This window comes from Nocardia blacklockiae (assembly GCF_015477355.1).
Classification (GTDB): domain Bacteria; phylum Actinomycetota; class Actinomycetes; order Mycobacteriales; family Mycobacteriaceae; genus Nocardia; species Nocardia blacklockiae.
In genome coordinates, this window is the sequence record NZ_JADLRJ010000004.1 from 105,743 (window position 1) to 120,289 (window position 14,547).

General features: G+C 71.1%; 10 protein-coding genes. 3 read left to right on the plus strand and 7 right to left on the minus strand.

Translation table 11 applies throughout. The annotated features are described in order from the left end of the window. Positions 1-28: 28 nt before the first annotated feature. From IU476_RS13455 to IU476_RS13470, 4 genes are all read right to left on the minus strand, one after another. Positions 29-1,669 carry an acyl-CoA carboxylase subunit beta gene (locus IU476_RS13455; protein ID WP_195100072.1) on the minus strand — a complete coding sequence of 547 codons (1,641 nt, stop codon included), beginning with the start codon at positions 1,667-1,669 and terminating at the stop codon, positions 29-31. Positions 1,670-1,820: 151 nt separating this feature from the next. Next, positions 1,821-3,014, minus strand: coding sequence for a YVTN family beta-propeller repeat protein (locus IU476_RS13460; protein ID WP_195100074.1), 1,194 nt, complete (start codon positions 3,012-3,014; stop codon positions 1,821-1,823). A 103-nt stretch (positions 3,015-3,117) separates the two neighbouring features. Beyond that, positions 3,118-4,413: an L-lysine 6-transaminase gene (gene lat, locus IU476_RS13465; protein ID WP_195100947.1), complete on the minus strand. Its 1,296-nt coding sequence runs from the start codon at positions 4,411-4,413 to the stop codon at positions 3,118-3,120. 106 nt (positions 4,414-4,519) lie between these two features. Then, the gene (locus tag IU476_RS13470; protein WP_187685059.1) at positions 4,520-4,972 is read right to left on the minus strand and encodes an Lrp/AsnC family transcriptional regulator; all 453 of its coding nucleotides are present in this window, start codon (positions 4,970-4,972) and stop codon (positions 4,520-4,522) included. 140 nt (positions 4,973-5,112) lie between these two features. On the opposite strand from IU476_RS13470, the gene amaB reads away from it, so the two are divergent. Next, positions 5,113-6,642 (plus strand): L-piperidine-6-carboxylate dehydrogenase, encoded by a 1,530-nt coding sequence (gene amaB / locus IU476_RS13475; protein ID WP_195100076.1) that lies wholly within the window; start codon positions 5,113-5,115, stop codon positions 6,640-6,642. Positions 6,643-6,660: 18 nt separating this feature from the next. Here the strand turns inward: amaB and IU476_RS13480 are convergent, their stop codons facing one another. Further along, on the minus strand, positions 6,661-7,515 hold the full coding sequence (locus IU476_RS13480; protein WP_195100078.1) for an SDR family oxidoreductase: 855 nt from the start codon (positions 7,513-7,515) through the stop codon (positions 6,661-6,663). A gap of 17 nt (positions 7,516-7,532) precedes the next feature. Next, on the minus strand, positions 7,533-8,480 hold the full coding sequence (locus tag IU476_RS13485) for a patatin-like phospholipase family protein (RefSeq protein WP_195100080.1): 948 nt from the start codon (positions 8,478-8,480) through the stop codon (positions 7,533-7,535). 67 nt (positions 8,481-8,547) lie between these two features. Here IU476_RS13485 and IU476_RS13490 point away from each other — a divergent pair, with 67 nt between their 5' ends. Then, complete coding sequence (locus tag IU476_RS13490; RefSeq protein ID WP_195100082.1) at positions 8,548-9,198, plus strand: TetR/AcrR family transcriptional regulator; 651 nt, start codon at positions 8,548-8,550, stop codon at positions 9,196-9,198. Here the strand turns inward: IU476_RS13490 and IU476_RS13495 are convergent. Next, complete coding sequence (locus IU476_RS13495; RefSeq protein ID WP_324194050.1) at positions 9,143-9,688, minus strand: histidine phosphatase family protein; 546 nt, start codon at positions 9,686-9,688, stop codon at positions 9,143-9,145. The genes IU476_RS13490 and IU476_RS13495 overlap by 56 nt on opposite strands. A 103-nt stretch (positions 9,689-9,791) precedes the next feature. Between IU476_RS13495 and IU476_RS13500 the strand changes: the two genes are divergently transcribed. Then, positions 9,792-14,525: an ATP-dependent helicase gene (locus tag IU476_RS13500; protein ID WP_195100084.1), complete on the plus strand. Its 4,734-nt coding sequence runs from the start codon at positions 9,792-9,794 to the stop codon at positions 14,523-14,525. The last annotated feature ends 22 nt before the right edge of the window (positions 14,526-14,547 follow it).

A 14,547-nucleotide genomic window follows, 5' to 3' on the forward strand; every position in this document is an offset into this window, starting at 1 on the left:
TGCTCCCGATACCGCGCATATCGTCGGATCACAGCGGAATGTTGCCGTGCTTCTTCGGCGGCAGGGTGACCATCTTGCGTTCCAGCAGCCGCAGCGCCGAGACGATCTGACCGCGGGTGTGCGACGGCGGGATGACCGCGTCGACGTAGCCGCGCTCGGCCGCCACGTACGGGTTCACGAGCGTGTCCTCGTACTCGTTCTGCAGCTCGAGCCGCAGCGCATCGACGTCGGCGCCCTCGGCGGCGGCCTGCGCCAGCTGCTTGCGGTAGACGAACCCGACGGCGCCCGAGGCACCCATCACGGCGATCTGCGCGGTCGGCCACGCCAGGTTCACGTCGGCGCCCATGTGCTTGGAGCCCATCACGTCGTACGCGCCGCCGTAGGCCTTGCGGGTGATGACCGTGATCTTCCCCACAGTGGCCTCGCCGTAGGCGTACAGCAGCTTCGCGCCGCGGCGGATGATGCCGTTGTACTCCTGGCCGGTGCCCGGCAGGAAGCCCGGTACGTCGACGAGCGTGACGATCGGGATGTTGAACGCGTCGCAGGTGCGTACGAAGCGCGCGGCCTTCTCCGAGGCGTCGATGTCGAGGCAGCCGGCGAACTGGGTGGGCTGGTTGGCCACGAATCCCACACTGCGGCCGTCGATCCGGCCGAAGCCGACGATCACGTTCATCGCGCGCTCGGCCTGCACCTCGAAGAACTCGTCGTCGTCGACCAGCCGGCGGATGACCTCGTGCATGTCGTACGGCTGGTTCGGCGAGTCCGGGATCAGCGTGTCGAGTTCGAGGTCCTCCTCGGTCAGCGACTCCTCGATCGCGCCCTCGACCGGATCGGTGGCCGGGTAGCGCGGCGCCTCCGCGCGGTTGTTGCTGGGCAGGTAGCTCAGCAGGTCCTTGACCCAGTCCAGGGCGTCCTGCTCGCCGGAGGCGACGTAGTGCGCGGTGCCGGACTTCACCATGTGGGTGTGGGCGCCGCCCAGCTCCTCCATGGTGACCTCCTCACCGGTGACGGTCTTGATGACGTCGGGTCCGGTGATGAACATCTGGCTGGTCTGGTCGACCATGACGACGAAGTCGGTCAGCGCCGGCGAGTACACGTGCCCGCCCGCCGCCGCGCCCATGATGAGCGAGATCTGCGGGATCACGCCGGAGGCCTGGATGTTGCGGTGGAAGATCTCGCCGTACAGGCCGAGCGAGACCACGCCCTCCTGGATGCGGGCGCCGGCGCCGTCGTTGATGCCGATCAGCGGGCGGCCGGTCTTGAGCGCCAGATCCATGACCTTGACGATCTTCTCGCCGTAGACCTCGCCGAGGCTGCCGCCGAAGACGGTCGAGTCCTGGCTGAAGATGCAGACGTCGCGGCCGTCGATGGTGCCGTAGCCGGTCACCACGCCGTCGCCGAGCGGGCGGTTGTTCTCCAGCCCGAAGTTCACGCTGCGATGCCGCGCGAGCGCGTCCATCTCGACGAACGAGCCCTCGTCCAGCAGGGCCAGGATGCGCTCGCGCGCGGTCAGCTTGCCCTTGGCGTGGACCTTGTCGACCGCGGCCTCACCCATCGGGTGCTTCGCCTCTTCCAGCCGATTGCGCAGATCAGCCAGCTTCCCAGCGGTCGTGTGGATATCGGGGTCGCCCGCCGAACCCGGCGAAGGCTGCTGCTGGACACTCGTCATGCCCCGGAGTGTAACGAGTGCCGCCGCCGCTGAAAATCCGAGTAGGGGCTACTGATCGGTACCGCTATTGGCTGTTCGCCAGTAGAAAACCGCTGGTGAGAGGGGGTGCGAGGGTCGCGAAAACGGCCGAAATACCCGCCACGAAATCCTTTCAGCGCATGACTCCGGTATGCCCGGTCGAATAGCGTCCGGGTTGCGGCCAGACCGTCAGCCCGTGCGGGCCGCGGCCGACGGGTATGCGCGCCAACAGCTTCCAGTCGACGATGTCGATCGCGTAGACCTCGTCGTGGTAGCGGCCCGCCACCCAGAAGATCCGGCCGTCGGCGGACAGGTTGCCCATGTCCGGGCTGCCGCCGCCGGGCAGTTCCCACTTGCGCACCAGGCGGCCCGCCGCGAAGTCCCAGACCGACAGGCTGCCCTCGCCGCGATTGGTGATGATCAGCTGCCGCGAGTCCCGGGTGACGTAGAGGCCGTGCGCGCCGCGGCCGGTGGGCAGATGACCGGTCACCTCGAAGGATTTCGCGTCGACGGTGTAGACGCCGTCGGCCATCATGTCGGCGACGAAGAAGGTCGCGCCGTCCGGCGACAGCTTGACGTCCTGCGGCATGCCGTGCGAGCCGCCCGGCAACTCGACCATCCGCACCAGCCGCAGCGCCCCGACGTCGAGCACCGCCATCCGTCCCGCGAATTCGCAACTGGCCAAGGCGAATCGGCCGTCGGCGGTGAAGTCGAGGTGGTCGACGCCCGCGCAGTCGGGCACCGGCACGGCGCCGACGCGCTGCCAGGTGTGCGGGTCGTAGAGGTCCAGCGATTTGTCCGCCTCGGCGACGACCAGGGCGTAGCGGCCGTCCGGGGTGAAGTACATGTTGTACGGGTCGCGCACCGGCAGCGGGTCCCCGGCGCGGCCGGTGCGCGGATCGATCGGCAGCAGGCTGCCGCCGCCGATCGGCAGGTCGTTGGTGGCGTACAGGGTCTGCATGTCGTAGGCGGGCACCACGTGCTGCGGCTCGTCGCCGTGCGTGGAGTAGGTGTCGACGACCCGGAAGGTGGCCGGGTCGATCACCGTCACGGTGTCGGATTTGCTGTTGGGCACGTAGACGCGGGGCAAATGGTCCGCGACCGCCGGGCTCAGCTCCCGCGCACCGGCGTACACGTCGGTGCCCGACACCGGCGGCGGCATGCCCGGCAGCAGATTCGCGGCGGCGGGTGACGGCTCGCCGGCGACGGCGGCAACCTCGGGCACAGCGGCGTCCTGCGGCGGTTTCTCGCCCGGCGAGCCAGCTGAGCAACCGGCCAGTACGACGGCCGCAGCCAGGGCGATGAGACGAACGTGCCGGGCGCTCACGCGCCGCACCGTGCCGAAGGGTCGAGCCGGCGAGTCGACATGCCGCGAATACTAGAGGGCCGCAGCGACTTCGCAGCAACATCGCAGCGATGTCACCGATTCGTCAGCTCAGCACCCGATCCAGCGCGGCCACGGCCTCGTCCAATTCCGCCGCGGTGACCGTCAGCGGCGGCCGGAAGCGCAGGCCGCGCTCGCCGGTGCCGAGGAGCAGGACGCGCTCGCGCTCGCGCAACTCGGTGACGACGGCGTCGCGCCGCGCGGCCGACGGGAGCGTGATCGCGCACAGCAGCCCGCGCCCGCGCGGTTCCGTGACGGCCGGATGCCGCTGCGCCAGTTCGGTCAACCGGCCCAGCAGATGCGCGCCGAGGCGGGCGGCGCGCGCGGCCAGATCTTCGCGCTCGATCACCTCGAGGATCCGGCGCGCCCGCACCATGTCGGCGAGATTCCCACCCCAGGTGGAGTTCAGCCGGGAACTCACGGCGAAGACGTTGTCGGGCACCTCGTCCACGCGGCCACCGGCCATCACGCCGCACACCTGGGTCTTCTTGCCGAAGGCGACCACGTCCGGCCGCAGGCCCAGCTGCTGGTAGGCCCACGTGCTGCCGGTCGCGGCGACGCCGGTCTGCACCTCGTCGAGCACGAACAGCGCGTCGTGCTCGTGGCACAGCCGCTGCATCGCGCGCAGGAATTCCGCGCGCAGGTGCCGGTCGCCGCCCTCGCCCTGGATCGGCTCGGCGATGAAACACGCTATGTCGTGCGGGTTTTCGGCGAACGCGGCACGCGCCTGAGCCAGCGCTCGCGCCTCCGCGGCCGCGATGTCGGCGCCCTCGGCGAGGAACGGGGTGTCGATGCGCGGCCAGGCGAAGGCCGGGAAGCGCGCGGTCTTCACCGGATCGGTGTTGGTGAGCGACAGGGTGTATCCGGTGCGGCCGTGGAAGGCGCCGGTCAGATGCAGCACCTTGGCGCCGGATTCGGCTGGGCGCCCGTGCCTTTCGTTGTGCCGGCTCTTCCAGTCGAAGGCGATCTTGAGCGCGTTCTCGACCGCGAGCCCGCCGCCGTCGATGAAGAACAGGTGCGGCAGCGCCGGGTCGCCCAGCACGCGCGCGAAGGTGTCGACGAAACGCGCCATCTCGACGGTGTAGATGTCGGAATTGCTCGGCTTGTTCAGCGCGGCGGCCGCCAGCTCGGCCAGGAAGGCCGAATCATCGGCCAGCGCCGGGTGATTCATGCCCAGCGCCGAGGAGGCGAAGAAGCCGAACATGTCGAGATAGGCGGTGCCGTCGCGGGCGTCGATCAGCCGCCGGCCACGCGAGGCGCGTAGATCCAACACCAGGTCGAATCCGTCGGCGAGGATGTTCGCGGACAGGATTTCCCGTACCCGAGAGGGGGTGACCAGCATGTCGTCTGCCACCGCCCCGGGGCGCTCCAATTCGAGGGTCACCCTTGCAGGCTACGTAAATATTTACGCTTTCGCTACGACATTCCGAAAAGATTACGATCAGACGTCACCTGTCATAGAATGTCTGCAGAATGATGGTGCTTCGTGTCCTGACGTTGGCCGTCGCGCGAATTTCTTGCAGCAGTTGCTCGAGGTGCCGCGGCGAGGCCACCCGTACCAGCAGCACGTAGCTCTCCTCCCCGGCCACCGAGTGACACTCCTCGATGCCGGGGATGTGCTGCAGCAGTGCGGGCGCGTCGTCGGGTTGCGAGGGGTCGAGAGGAGTGATGGCGACGAATGCCGACAGCAACTGGCCGAGCGCCTCCGGGTCCACCTTCGCCGTGTAGCCGCGGATCACGCCGCGCGCCTCGAGCCGACGCACCCTGGACTGCACCGCCGACACCGAAAGGTTCGCCTTCTCCGCCAGATTGGAGAGCGTGGCTCGGCCGTCGGCCATCAATTCCCGAATCAGCAGTCGATCGATGTCGTCCAGAGCAGGTTTCGCCGGTGCATCCGCCATCAGCGAAGGCTAACTCAGCAAACCGAACTCGTGGCAGGAACCGGGTCCGGGAGGACGTCGCCGGAGCAGCGGTAGCACGGCGGTCCGGCAGCGGCCGGGCAGCACAGCCACGAAACTCGCCCTCGGATAGGGAGTAACGCATGACCTCAGCAGTCACCGAACCCGATACCGCCCGGCTGCGCGAGCGCGCCGAGCGACTCCTGGGCGGGCTCGGCGCCGCCCTGCCGGAGCCCGGTCCGCTCGTGGTGCGGACCCCGATCACCGGCGGGCAGCTGGCGAGCCTGCGGCCCAGTTCGGAAGCCGCCGTGGAGCTGGCTGTCGACAAGGCGCACAACGCTTTCCAGCAGTGGCGCACGGTGCCCGCGCCGCGGCGCGCGGCGGTGGTGCGGCGGCTCGGGCAGTTGCTCACCACGCATCTGGACGAACTGGCCGAGCTGGTCACCCTGGAGGCCGGCAAGATCGGCGCCGAGGCCCGCGGCGAGGTGCAGGAGATGATCGACATCTGCGAGTTCGCGGTCGGTCTCGCACGCCAGCTGTACGGGCGCACCATGCCCTCGGAGCGGCCCGGGCACCGGCTGATGGAGACCTGGCATCCGCTGGGTGTGGTGGGGGTGCTCTCGGCGTTCAACTTCCCGGTCGCCGTGTGGTCGTGGAATACCGCGATCGCACTGGTGTGCGGCGACACCGTCGTCTGGAAGCCTTCGGAGACAACGCCGTTGACGGCGCTGGCCTGTCACGCGCTGCTGCGGCGGGCGGCGGCGGACGTCGGGGCGGACCCGGAGATCCACCAGCTGGTGCAGGGCGCGGCGATGGTCGGCGAACGACTGGTCGACGACGAGCGGGTGGCGCTGGTGAGCGCGACGGGGTCGGTGCGGATGGGGCGCGCGGTAGCACCGCGAGTGGCGGCCCGGTTCGGCCGGTGCCTGCTGGAGCTGGGCGGCAACAACGCGGCCGTGGTCACACCGTCGGCCGATCTCGAACTCGCCACGCGCGGCGTGGTTTTCGCCGCGGCGGGCACCGCGGGGCAACGCTGCACCACGCTGCGGCGGCTGATCGCGCACGCCGATGTGGTCGGGCCGCTGCTGAGCCGGATCGAGCAGGCGTATCGCCAACTGCGCGTGGGCGATCCGCTCGACGACGCGGTACTGGTCGGCCCGCTGATCGACGGCCGCGCCTACGCCGCGATGCAGGACGCCATTGCCCGCGCCGTGGCCGACGGCGGCGAATTGGTCTGCGGCGCGGAGCGTGTCATGGTCGCCGGCGAGGACTCCTACTACGTGCGGCCCGCGATCGTGCGGATGCCCGCCCAGACCGCGGTGGTCCGCGAGGAGACCTTCGCCCCGATCCTCTACGTCCTCACCTACCACGACTTCGAGGCCGCGATCGCCTTGCACAACGGTGTGCCGCAAGGGCTCTCGTCGGCGATCTTCACCGGCGACCAGCGCGAGGCCGAACGCTTCCTGGCCGCCGACGGGTCCGACTGCGGCATCGCCAACGTCAACATCGGCACCTCGGGCGCGGAGATCGGCGGCGCGTTCGGCGGCGAGAAGCACACCGGCGGCGGCCGCGAATCCGGCTCCGACGCCTGGAAGGCCTACATGCGCCGCGCCACCAACACGGTCAACTACTCCGCGGAACTGCCGCTCGCCCAAGGGATTCGATTCGGCTAGGCAGCGCCGCGGCAGCGCTCAGTCCGCGTCCGGGTCGCGGGCGATGGCGCGGACCTGGTCCTCGTACGCGGCGCGGGTCCGGCTGTCCGACGGGTGCAGGGCGCGGTCGCCGTCGAACAGGCGGCGGACCAGGCGTACGGCCGCTTCGGGGGCCGCGGCGAGGGCGACGTCGAGCGGGTCGAGGTAACCGGGGACCGCGACCTCGGCGCGGCGGGTCCGGCAGGTCTTCAGGATCGCGGCGGCCACGTCCTCCGGGTCGACGGTGGGCAGGCCGTGGCCGAGGGCGAGCCCCGACGACAGGCGGGTGCGCACCGCCGACGGCAGCACGCAGCTGACGCTGACCCCGTGCTCGGCGAATTCCAGCCGGGTCGCGGCCGACAGACCCACCGCGGCGAACTTGCTGGCGTTGTACACGGCCAGGCCCGGCAGCGGGATCTTGCCGGCCAGCGAGGCGACGTTCACCACGTGCCCGCGGCCGCGCTCGACCATGCCCGGCACCACCGCGCGCATGCCGTGGATCAGGCCCCACACGTTGACGTCGATCGTGGTGTGCCCCACCGCGTCCGGCTCGTCCAGGAAGGGGCCGGCGGGCATCACCCCGGCGTTGTTGACCAGTACGTCGACACCGCCCACCTCGGCGAGCACCCGGTCCCATCCGGCGCGATCGCGCACATCCAGTTCGTAGGCTCGCGCGCCCAGCTCCGCCGCGGCCGCCTCCGCCGCGGCCAGGTCCACATCCGCGATCACGACGTGGGAACCCTTGTCCGCAAACAGCTTAGCCGTCGACTGTCCGATACCGCGCCCCGCGCCCGTGATCAACACCCGGGCTCCGCGCAGGTCTATGTCCGGGTAGCCGGAACCGAAAATACCCATACCGCTTCCTCTCTCGCTCAGACGAACTCGCCGCGCTCGACCGCCAGCCGGGTGCTGCGCAGGCTGTGCTCGAACGTGTCGCGCCGACGGCGGCCATCCATGAAATTCGGTCCCATCACGGCCAGGTCTCCGGCCGAGACGTCCACGCGCAGCACCTTCGTACCCGCGGCACGTACCGCCGCGATCTCCGCATCGAGCTTGGCGCTCATACGATTTCGTAGCTGCCGTTCGAGGTAGTGCCCCGGTCCGGTGGCGGGAATGCGGCCGGTCGAGGCCATCGGCGCCAGCACCACCAGTTCGTCCAGGTCGCGCGGGACCAGCAGATCCACCGACGCGGTGGACGCGGCCCCGCCGTCGACGTAGCGGCGGCCGTTGATCCGCACCGGCGGGAACCAGCCCGGAACCGCCCAGGACGCGCGCAACGCGGTCCCGATCGGCACCGCGGGCGCACCCGGCGCGCCGAAGGGCACGCGTTCGCCGGTCGCGTAGTCCATGGCGACCAACCAGGTCGCCGGGTGCGCGACCCAGTCCCGGCCCGGATTGAGTTCGGTCGCAAGCCGTTCCAGCCACCCGGCGTCGCCGCCGCCGACGGGCAGCAGGCCGCTGCCCGCGGTCAGCAGCCCCTGCTCGGAACTCTTGCCGTGCAATGCCATTCGCAGCGCGCCGACCGCCGGACGAGGCAGCGGCGGAAACCGCCCCGGACCGCCGCGCAGATGCCGCGCCAGCACCGGATGGGTGGTGCTGTCGTCCTGCATGGCCACCAGTTCGTCGACGCCCACGCCACTGCCCAGCACGGTCACCAACTCCGCCCCCGCCGAGGTGCCCACCAGCACGTCGGCGTCGCGCGGATCCCACGCCAGCACATCCCGCAGCGCGGCCAGCGCCGCGACGATCCAGGCCGCGCCGAGCGTGCCGCCACACCCGACGGCCAGGCCACGCCGCTGTGGCCGATTGCCGTTACTCATAGTTTCGAACATATCAGAACGTAAATACCGGCGGTATCCGAAATCCTCGGGTACCTAGAATCGGGTCATGGCCCGTCTGACCCGCTCCGAGAGCCAGGCCCGCACCCGCGCGGACCTGCTCGCCACCGCGCGCGAACTGTTCCTCACCGAGGGGTACGCACGGACCGGCCTGGAACGGGTGGCCGAGGCGGCCGGCTACTCCAAGGGCGCGGTCTACTCCAACTTCCGGACCAAGTCGCAGCTGTGCCTGGAGGTCCTGACCGACATCCACGAGACGAAGTTCACCGAGCTCAGCGACCTGCTGCGCGACGACGGCGACCTGGAGCAGCGCCTGGCGCGATTACAGGACTGGGCCGAGCGCACCCTCGGCGACGTCGGCTGGACCATGCTCGAATTCGAGTTCGCGATCGTCGCCCGCGAGGACCCGGCGTTGCAGGCGGCGCTGGTCTCGAATCTCGCCCTGGTGCGCGGCATGGTCGCCGCGCAGCTGCACACGCTCGCCGAGACCGTCGGCGTCGGCCTGCCGATGGCGGCCGAGGACGCGGCGACGACCGTGCTGAGCATGGGCCTCGGCCTCGGGATCCAGCGCGCGATCGACCCGTCCCTGTCGGCCGGGCTGATCACCGACGCGGTGCGGGCGCTGGTGCGGTCCGGGCAGCCGCTCACGCCCGGAAATGCAGCGTCCACTCGCCCCGATAGTGCAGCCGGGTCACGCTGACCGGCGGAATGTCCATGCGCCAGAACGACTTCGCGGGCGCGTCGAGGACCACCAGCAGAGCCGCGCGGATCACCGCGGGATGCGTGACGGCGATGGTCGGCTGGCCCTCGTCGGCGACGGCGGTGAGCCAGGTGCGGGCCCGCTCGACCACGTCGACGACGGCCTCGCCGCCGTGGCCGCGGAACTTCGGATCGGTGAGCCAGGCGTACAGCTCGCCCTGCGGCACCGACATCAGCTCGCCGCCGCGCCACGCTCCGGCGTCGAGGTCGCGCAGTCGCTCGTCCTCGTCACCGACCAGGCCGAGCAGGGCCGCGGTCTCGACGGTCCGGCGTTCCGGGGCGGTGAGGACCCGGGCGACGTGCAGGCGGTCGCACCCGGCGACGGCGCGCCGGCCCGCCTCGGTCAGCGGCTCGTCGACCGGGAATCGTGCTTTGCGCATCGCCTCGGTCATGCCGTGACTGACCAGGTCGACTCGGAGCACCTTCTGCACGCAGGGAAGCGTACGGCGCGGTATACGCGGCCGTGCCGGGAATGTGGCGCCCTCGGCGTGCGGGCCGCCGCACCTGTCGGTGGCCGGGTGCACACTGGGGCCCATGGACCAGTTCTCCCGCCCCACCCAGGAGTGGTTCGGCGGCGCCTTCCCGGCGCCGACGGCCGCCCAGCTGGGCGCGTGGCAGGCCATCGCGGCCGGGGAGCACACGCTGGTCGTGGCGCCGACGGGATCGGGAAAGACGCTCTCCGCCTTCCTGTGGGCGATCGACCGGCTGGCCGCGCGCGAGCCGGCGGACGGCCCGCGCAAGACGTCGGTGCTCTACATCTCGCCGTTGAAGGCGCTGGCGGTCGATGTGGAGCGCAATCTGCGCGCGCCGCTGGTCGGGGTCACCCAGACCGCGAAGCGGCTCGGGCTGGCGCCGCCGGAGATCAGCGTCGGCGTCCGTTCCGGCGACACCCCGGCGGCGGCCCGGCGCTCCCTGCAGCGCACCCCGCCCGACATTCTGATCACCACCCCCGAATCGCTGTTCTTGATGCTCACCTCCGCCGCGCGCGAGACGCTGAGCGAGGTGCACACCGTGATCGTCGACGAGGTGCACGCCATCGCGGGGTCCAAGCGCGGCGCGCATCTCGCGCTGTCGCTGGCCCGGCTGGACCTGCTCACCGAGCGGCCCGCACAGCGCATCGGACTGTCGGCGACGGTGCGGCCGCCGGCGGAGGTCGGCCGTTTCCTGGTGGGCGCGGCGCCCATCACCATCGTGTCGCCGCCCGCGCCGAAGACCTTCGACCTGTCGGTGCGGGTGCCGGTCGCGGACATGACCGAGCCCGACGAGTCGGGCGAGTCGGACACCCCGGGCTCGATCTGGCCGCACGTCGACTCGGCCATCGTGGATCTCGTTCTCGCACACCGCTCCTCGATCGTGTTCGCCAATTCCCGACGCCTGTCCGAGCGGCTCACCGCCCGGCTGAACGAGGCGTACGCCGAGCGGCTCGGCGCGCCCGTCGAGACCGAGCACGCACCGCCCGCGCAGCTCGGCCCGTCCACCGAGGTCACCCACGGCGGCTCGGCTCTGCTCGCGCGCGCCCACCACGGGTCGGTGAGCAAGGAGCAGCGCGCCCTGATCGAGGACGATCTGAAGAGCGGCCGCCTGCGGTGCGTGGTCGCCACCAGCAGCCTGGAACTCGGCATCGATATGGGCGCGGTCGACCTGGTGGTGCAGGTCGAGGCCCCGCCCTCGGTGGCCAGCGGGCTGCAGCGGGTCGGGCGGGCGGGCCACCAGGTCGGCGAGATCTCGCGCGGCGTGCTCTTCCCGAAGCACCGCACCGATGTGATCCACTGCGCGGTCGCCTCGATGCGGATGACAGCGGGGCAGATCGAGGAACTGCGGATGCCCACGCACCCGCTGGACATCCTCGCCCAGCAGACCGTCGCGGCCTGCGCGCTGGAGCCGATCGACGCCGACACCTGGTTCGAAACCGTCCGCGGCACCGGCAGTTACGCGACGCTGCCGCGGTCGGCCTACGAGTCGGTGCTGGACCTGCTGTCGGGCCGCTACCCCTCCGACGAGTTCGCCGAACTGCGGCCGCGCGTGGTGTGGGACCGCGACGCCGGCACCGTCACCGGCCGCCCCGGGTCGCAGCGCCTCGCCGTCACCTCCGGCGGCGCCATCCCCGACCGCGGCCTGTTCCCGGTGTTCATGGTGGGCGAACGCGCCTCCCGGGTCGGCGAACTCGACGAGGAGATGGTCTACGAGTCCCGGGTCGGCGACGTGTTCGCCCTGGGCGCCACCAGCTGGCGCATCGAGGAGATCACCCACGACCGCGTCCTGGTCACCCCGGCATTCGGCCTGCCGGGCCGCCTGCCGTTCTGGCACGGCGATTCCCTCGGCCGCCCAGCCGAATTGGGTTCGGCACTGGGCGAATTCGTCCGCAAGGCAAACCAGGCCGTAGAGCGGGCCCCGGCCGCACAGGTCGACGCACTGCTACGCACCGCGCGCTCGGGTGCCGACGACGCCTCCCCCGAAGTCCCAGCAGGACAAGGCACTTCGCGCCCTAGGTCCAAAGAGCCGAGCACTTCGCGTGCGGGGGCGAAGGAGCTGGCCGATCTGGAGGAGCTTGTTCATGCTGCGGGGCTGGATGAATTCGCGACCGCGAATCTTGTCGCGCTGCTGTCCGAGCAGCGGCAGGCGACCGGGCATCTGCCGACGGATCGCACTCTGCTGGTGGAGCGGTTTCGCGACGAGCTGGGTGATTGGCGGCTGATCCTGCACTCGCCCTTCGGGTTGCCGGTGCACGCGCCGTGGGCGCTGGCCGTCGGCTCGCGGCTGCGCGAGCGGTTCGGGGTGGACGCCGCGCCCACCGCCTCCGACGACGGCATCGTGGTCCGGCTGCCCGACACCACCGACGAGCCGCCGGGCGCCGAACTGTTCGTCTTCGAACCCGACGAGATCGACGAACTGGTCACCGAACAGGTCGGCGGGTCGGCACTGTTCGCCTCGCGGTTCCGGGAGTGCGCGGCGCGGGCGCTGCTGCTGCCGCGCCGCGATCCGGGCCGCCGGGCCCCGCTGTGGCAGCAGCGGCAGCGCGCCGCACAGCTACTCGACGTGGCCCGCAAATTCCCCGACTTCCCGATCCTGCTGGAGACGGCCCGCGAATGCCTGCAGGACGTGTACGACCTGGCGGCGCTGCGGGAACTGTTGGTGCACGTCGCCCGCCGCAAGCTGCGGCTGGTGGAGGTGGAGACCGCGACACCCTCGCCGTTCGCCAACGCGCTGCTGTTCGACTACATCGGCCAGTTCATGTACGAGGGCGACAGCCCGCTGGCCGAGCGCCGCGCGGCCGCCCTGTCGCTGGACTCCTCGCTGCTGGCCGAACTGCTCGGCCGCGTGGAACTGCGCGAACTCCTGGACGCGGACGTGCTCGAGCAGACCGAGCGGGAGCTACAGCGCCTGACTCCCGAACGGCAGGCTCGCGATGCCGAGGGCTTGGCCGACCTGCTGCGCCTGCTCGGTCCGTTGACCGCCGACGAGGCCGCGCTGCGCTGCGTCGACGATCCGCGCCCGTGGTTCGAGGAACTGTCGAGAACCCGTCGCGCCCTTCAGATCTCGTTCGCCGGCGCGACCTGGTGGGCGGCCGTCGAGGACGCGTCGCGGCTGCGCGACGCGCTGGGCGTTCCGCTGCCGATCGGCACGCCGGCCGCCTTCATCGAGCCCGTCGCCGATCCGCTCGGCGATCTCGTCGGCCGCTACGCCCGCACACATGGGCCGTTCACGCTCGAGTCGGCCGCCCGGCGATTCGGCATCGGTCCGGCCGTCGCTGCCACCGCCCTGCACCGGCTCGCGGGCGAGAAACGTGTTGTGGAAGGCGAATTCACGCCCGGCGCGGCGGGCGCGGAATGGTGCGACAGCCAGGTGCTGCGGCGGCTGCGGCGGCGTTCGCTGGCCGCCGCGCGCAAGGAGGTCGAGCCGGTCGCGACGGGAGCGTTCGCCCGGTTCCTGCCCGCCTGGCAGCACGTCGGCACCGGCGAGCTGCGGGGTGTGGACGGTGTCGCCGCCGTGGTGGAACAGCTTGCGGGCGTGCCGGTCCCGGCCTCGGCGTGGGAGTCGCTGATCCTGCCGTCCCGGGTGCGCGACTACTCCCCCGCCATGCTGGACGAGCTGCTCGCCACCGGCGAGGTGGTCTGGTCCGGCCACGGCTCGATCACCGCCAAGGACGGCTGGATCGCCCTGCACCCCGCCGACCAGGCCGCCCTCACCCTCCCCCCACCCGACGACATCGACTTCACCGAAACCCAAACCCAACTCCTGCTGGCCATGGGCGCGACGCTCACCGGCCACTCCACGGTGGAACCGGTACCCGAGGACGCGGGCAGCGAACACTCGGGCGCGGAGAGTGGCGGGCGTGTGCACGTAGTGCCGGGAGCCGGGGGCGCGTACTTCTTCCGTCAGCTCTCCGATGCCACCGGCCTGCTCGACGACGCGGCCGTCACGGCGGCGCTGTGGGAGCTGGTGTGGGCGGGGTATGTCGCGGGCGATACCTTCACGCCGGTGCGCGCGCTGCTGTCGGGCACGACTCGCAGTACCACCGCCCATCGCACGCCCCGGCGCACACCGCGCGGGCGCGTCTATCTTCCTCGCGCGAATATGCCGACGCGGACGGGTCCGCCGACCGTGGCCGGACGGTGGTCGCTGCTTCCGGAACGCGTGGCCGACAACACGATGCGCGCTCATGCCACCGCCGACGTGCTGTTGGAACGCTACGGCGTGCTCACCAGGGGCTCGGTGCAGGGTGAGGGCGTGCCGGGCGGCTTCGCCCTGATGTACCGGGTACTCACCGAATTCGAGGACCGCGGCCGCTGCCGGCGCGGCTATTTCGTGGATTCGCTGGGCGGCGCGCAGTTCTCGACGACCGACGTGGTGGACCGGTTGCGTTCGTTCGACACCGAACGCCCGCAGCGCACACCGGGCACGGCCCTCGCACTGGCGGCCTGCGACCCGGCCAATCCCTACGGCGCGGCGCTGCCGTGGCCGAAGGGTCCCGACGGCGGCCACCGCCCGGGCCGCAAGGCCGGGGCCCTGGTGGTGCTCGCGGACGGCGAACTCGCCCTGTATCTGGAACGCGGCGGCAAGACGCTGCTCACCTTCACCGAGGATCCGCTGATCCGCGCGCAAGCCGCCGCCGCCCTCGCCGGACTGGTGCACGACCGGCGCGTCGATGCGCTGGTGATCGACCGCGTCGACGGAGAGTCGGTGCACGGGAACACCTTCGCCACTTTCCTCACCGAGGCCGGCTTCGCCGCGACGCCCCGCGGTTTCCGATTGCGCGGCAAGCCGTGACCACGCGACCGGCTCGGAAGAC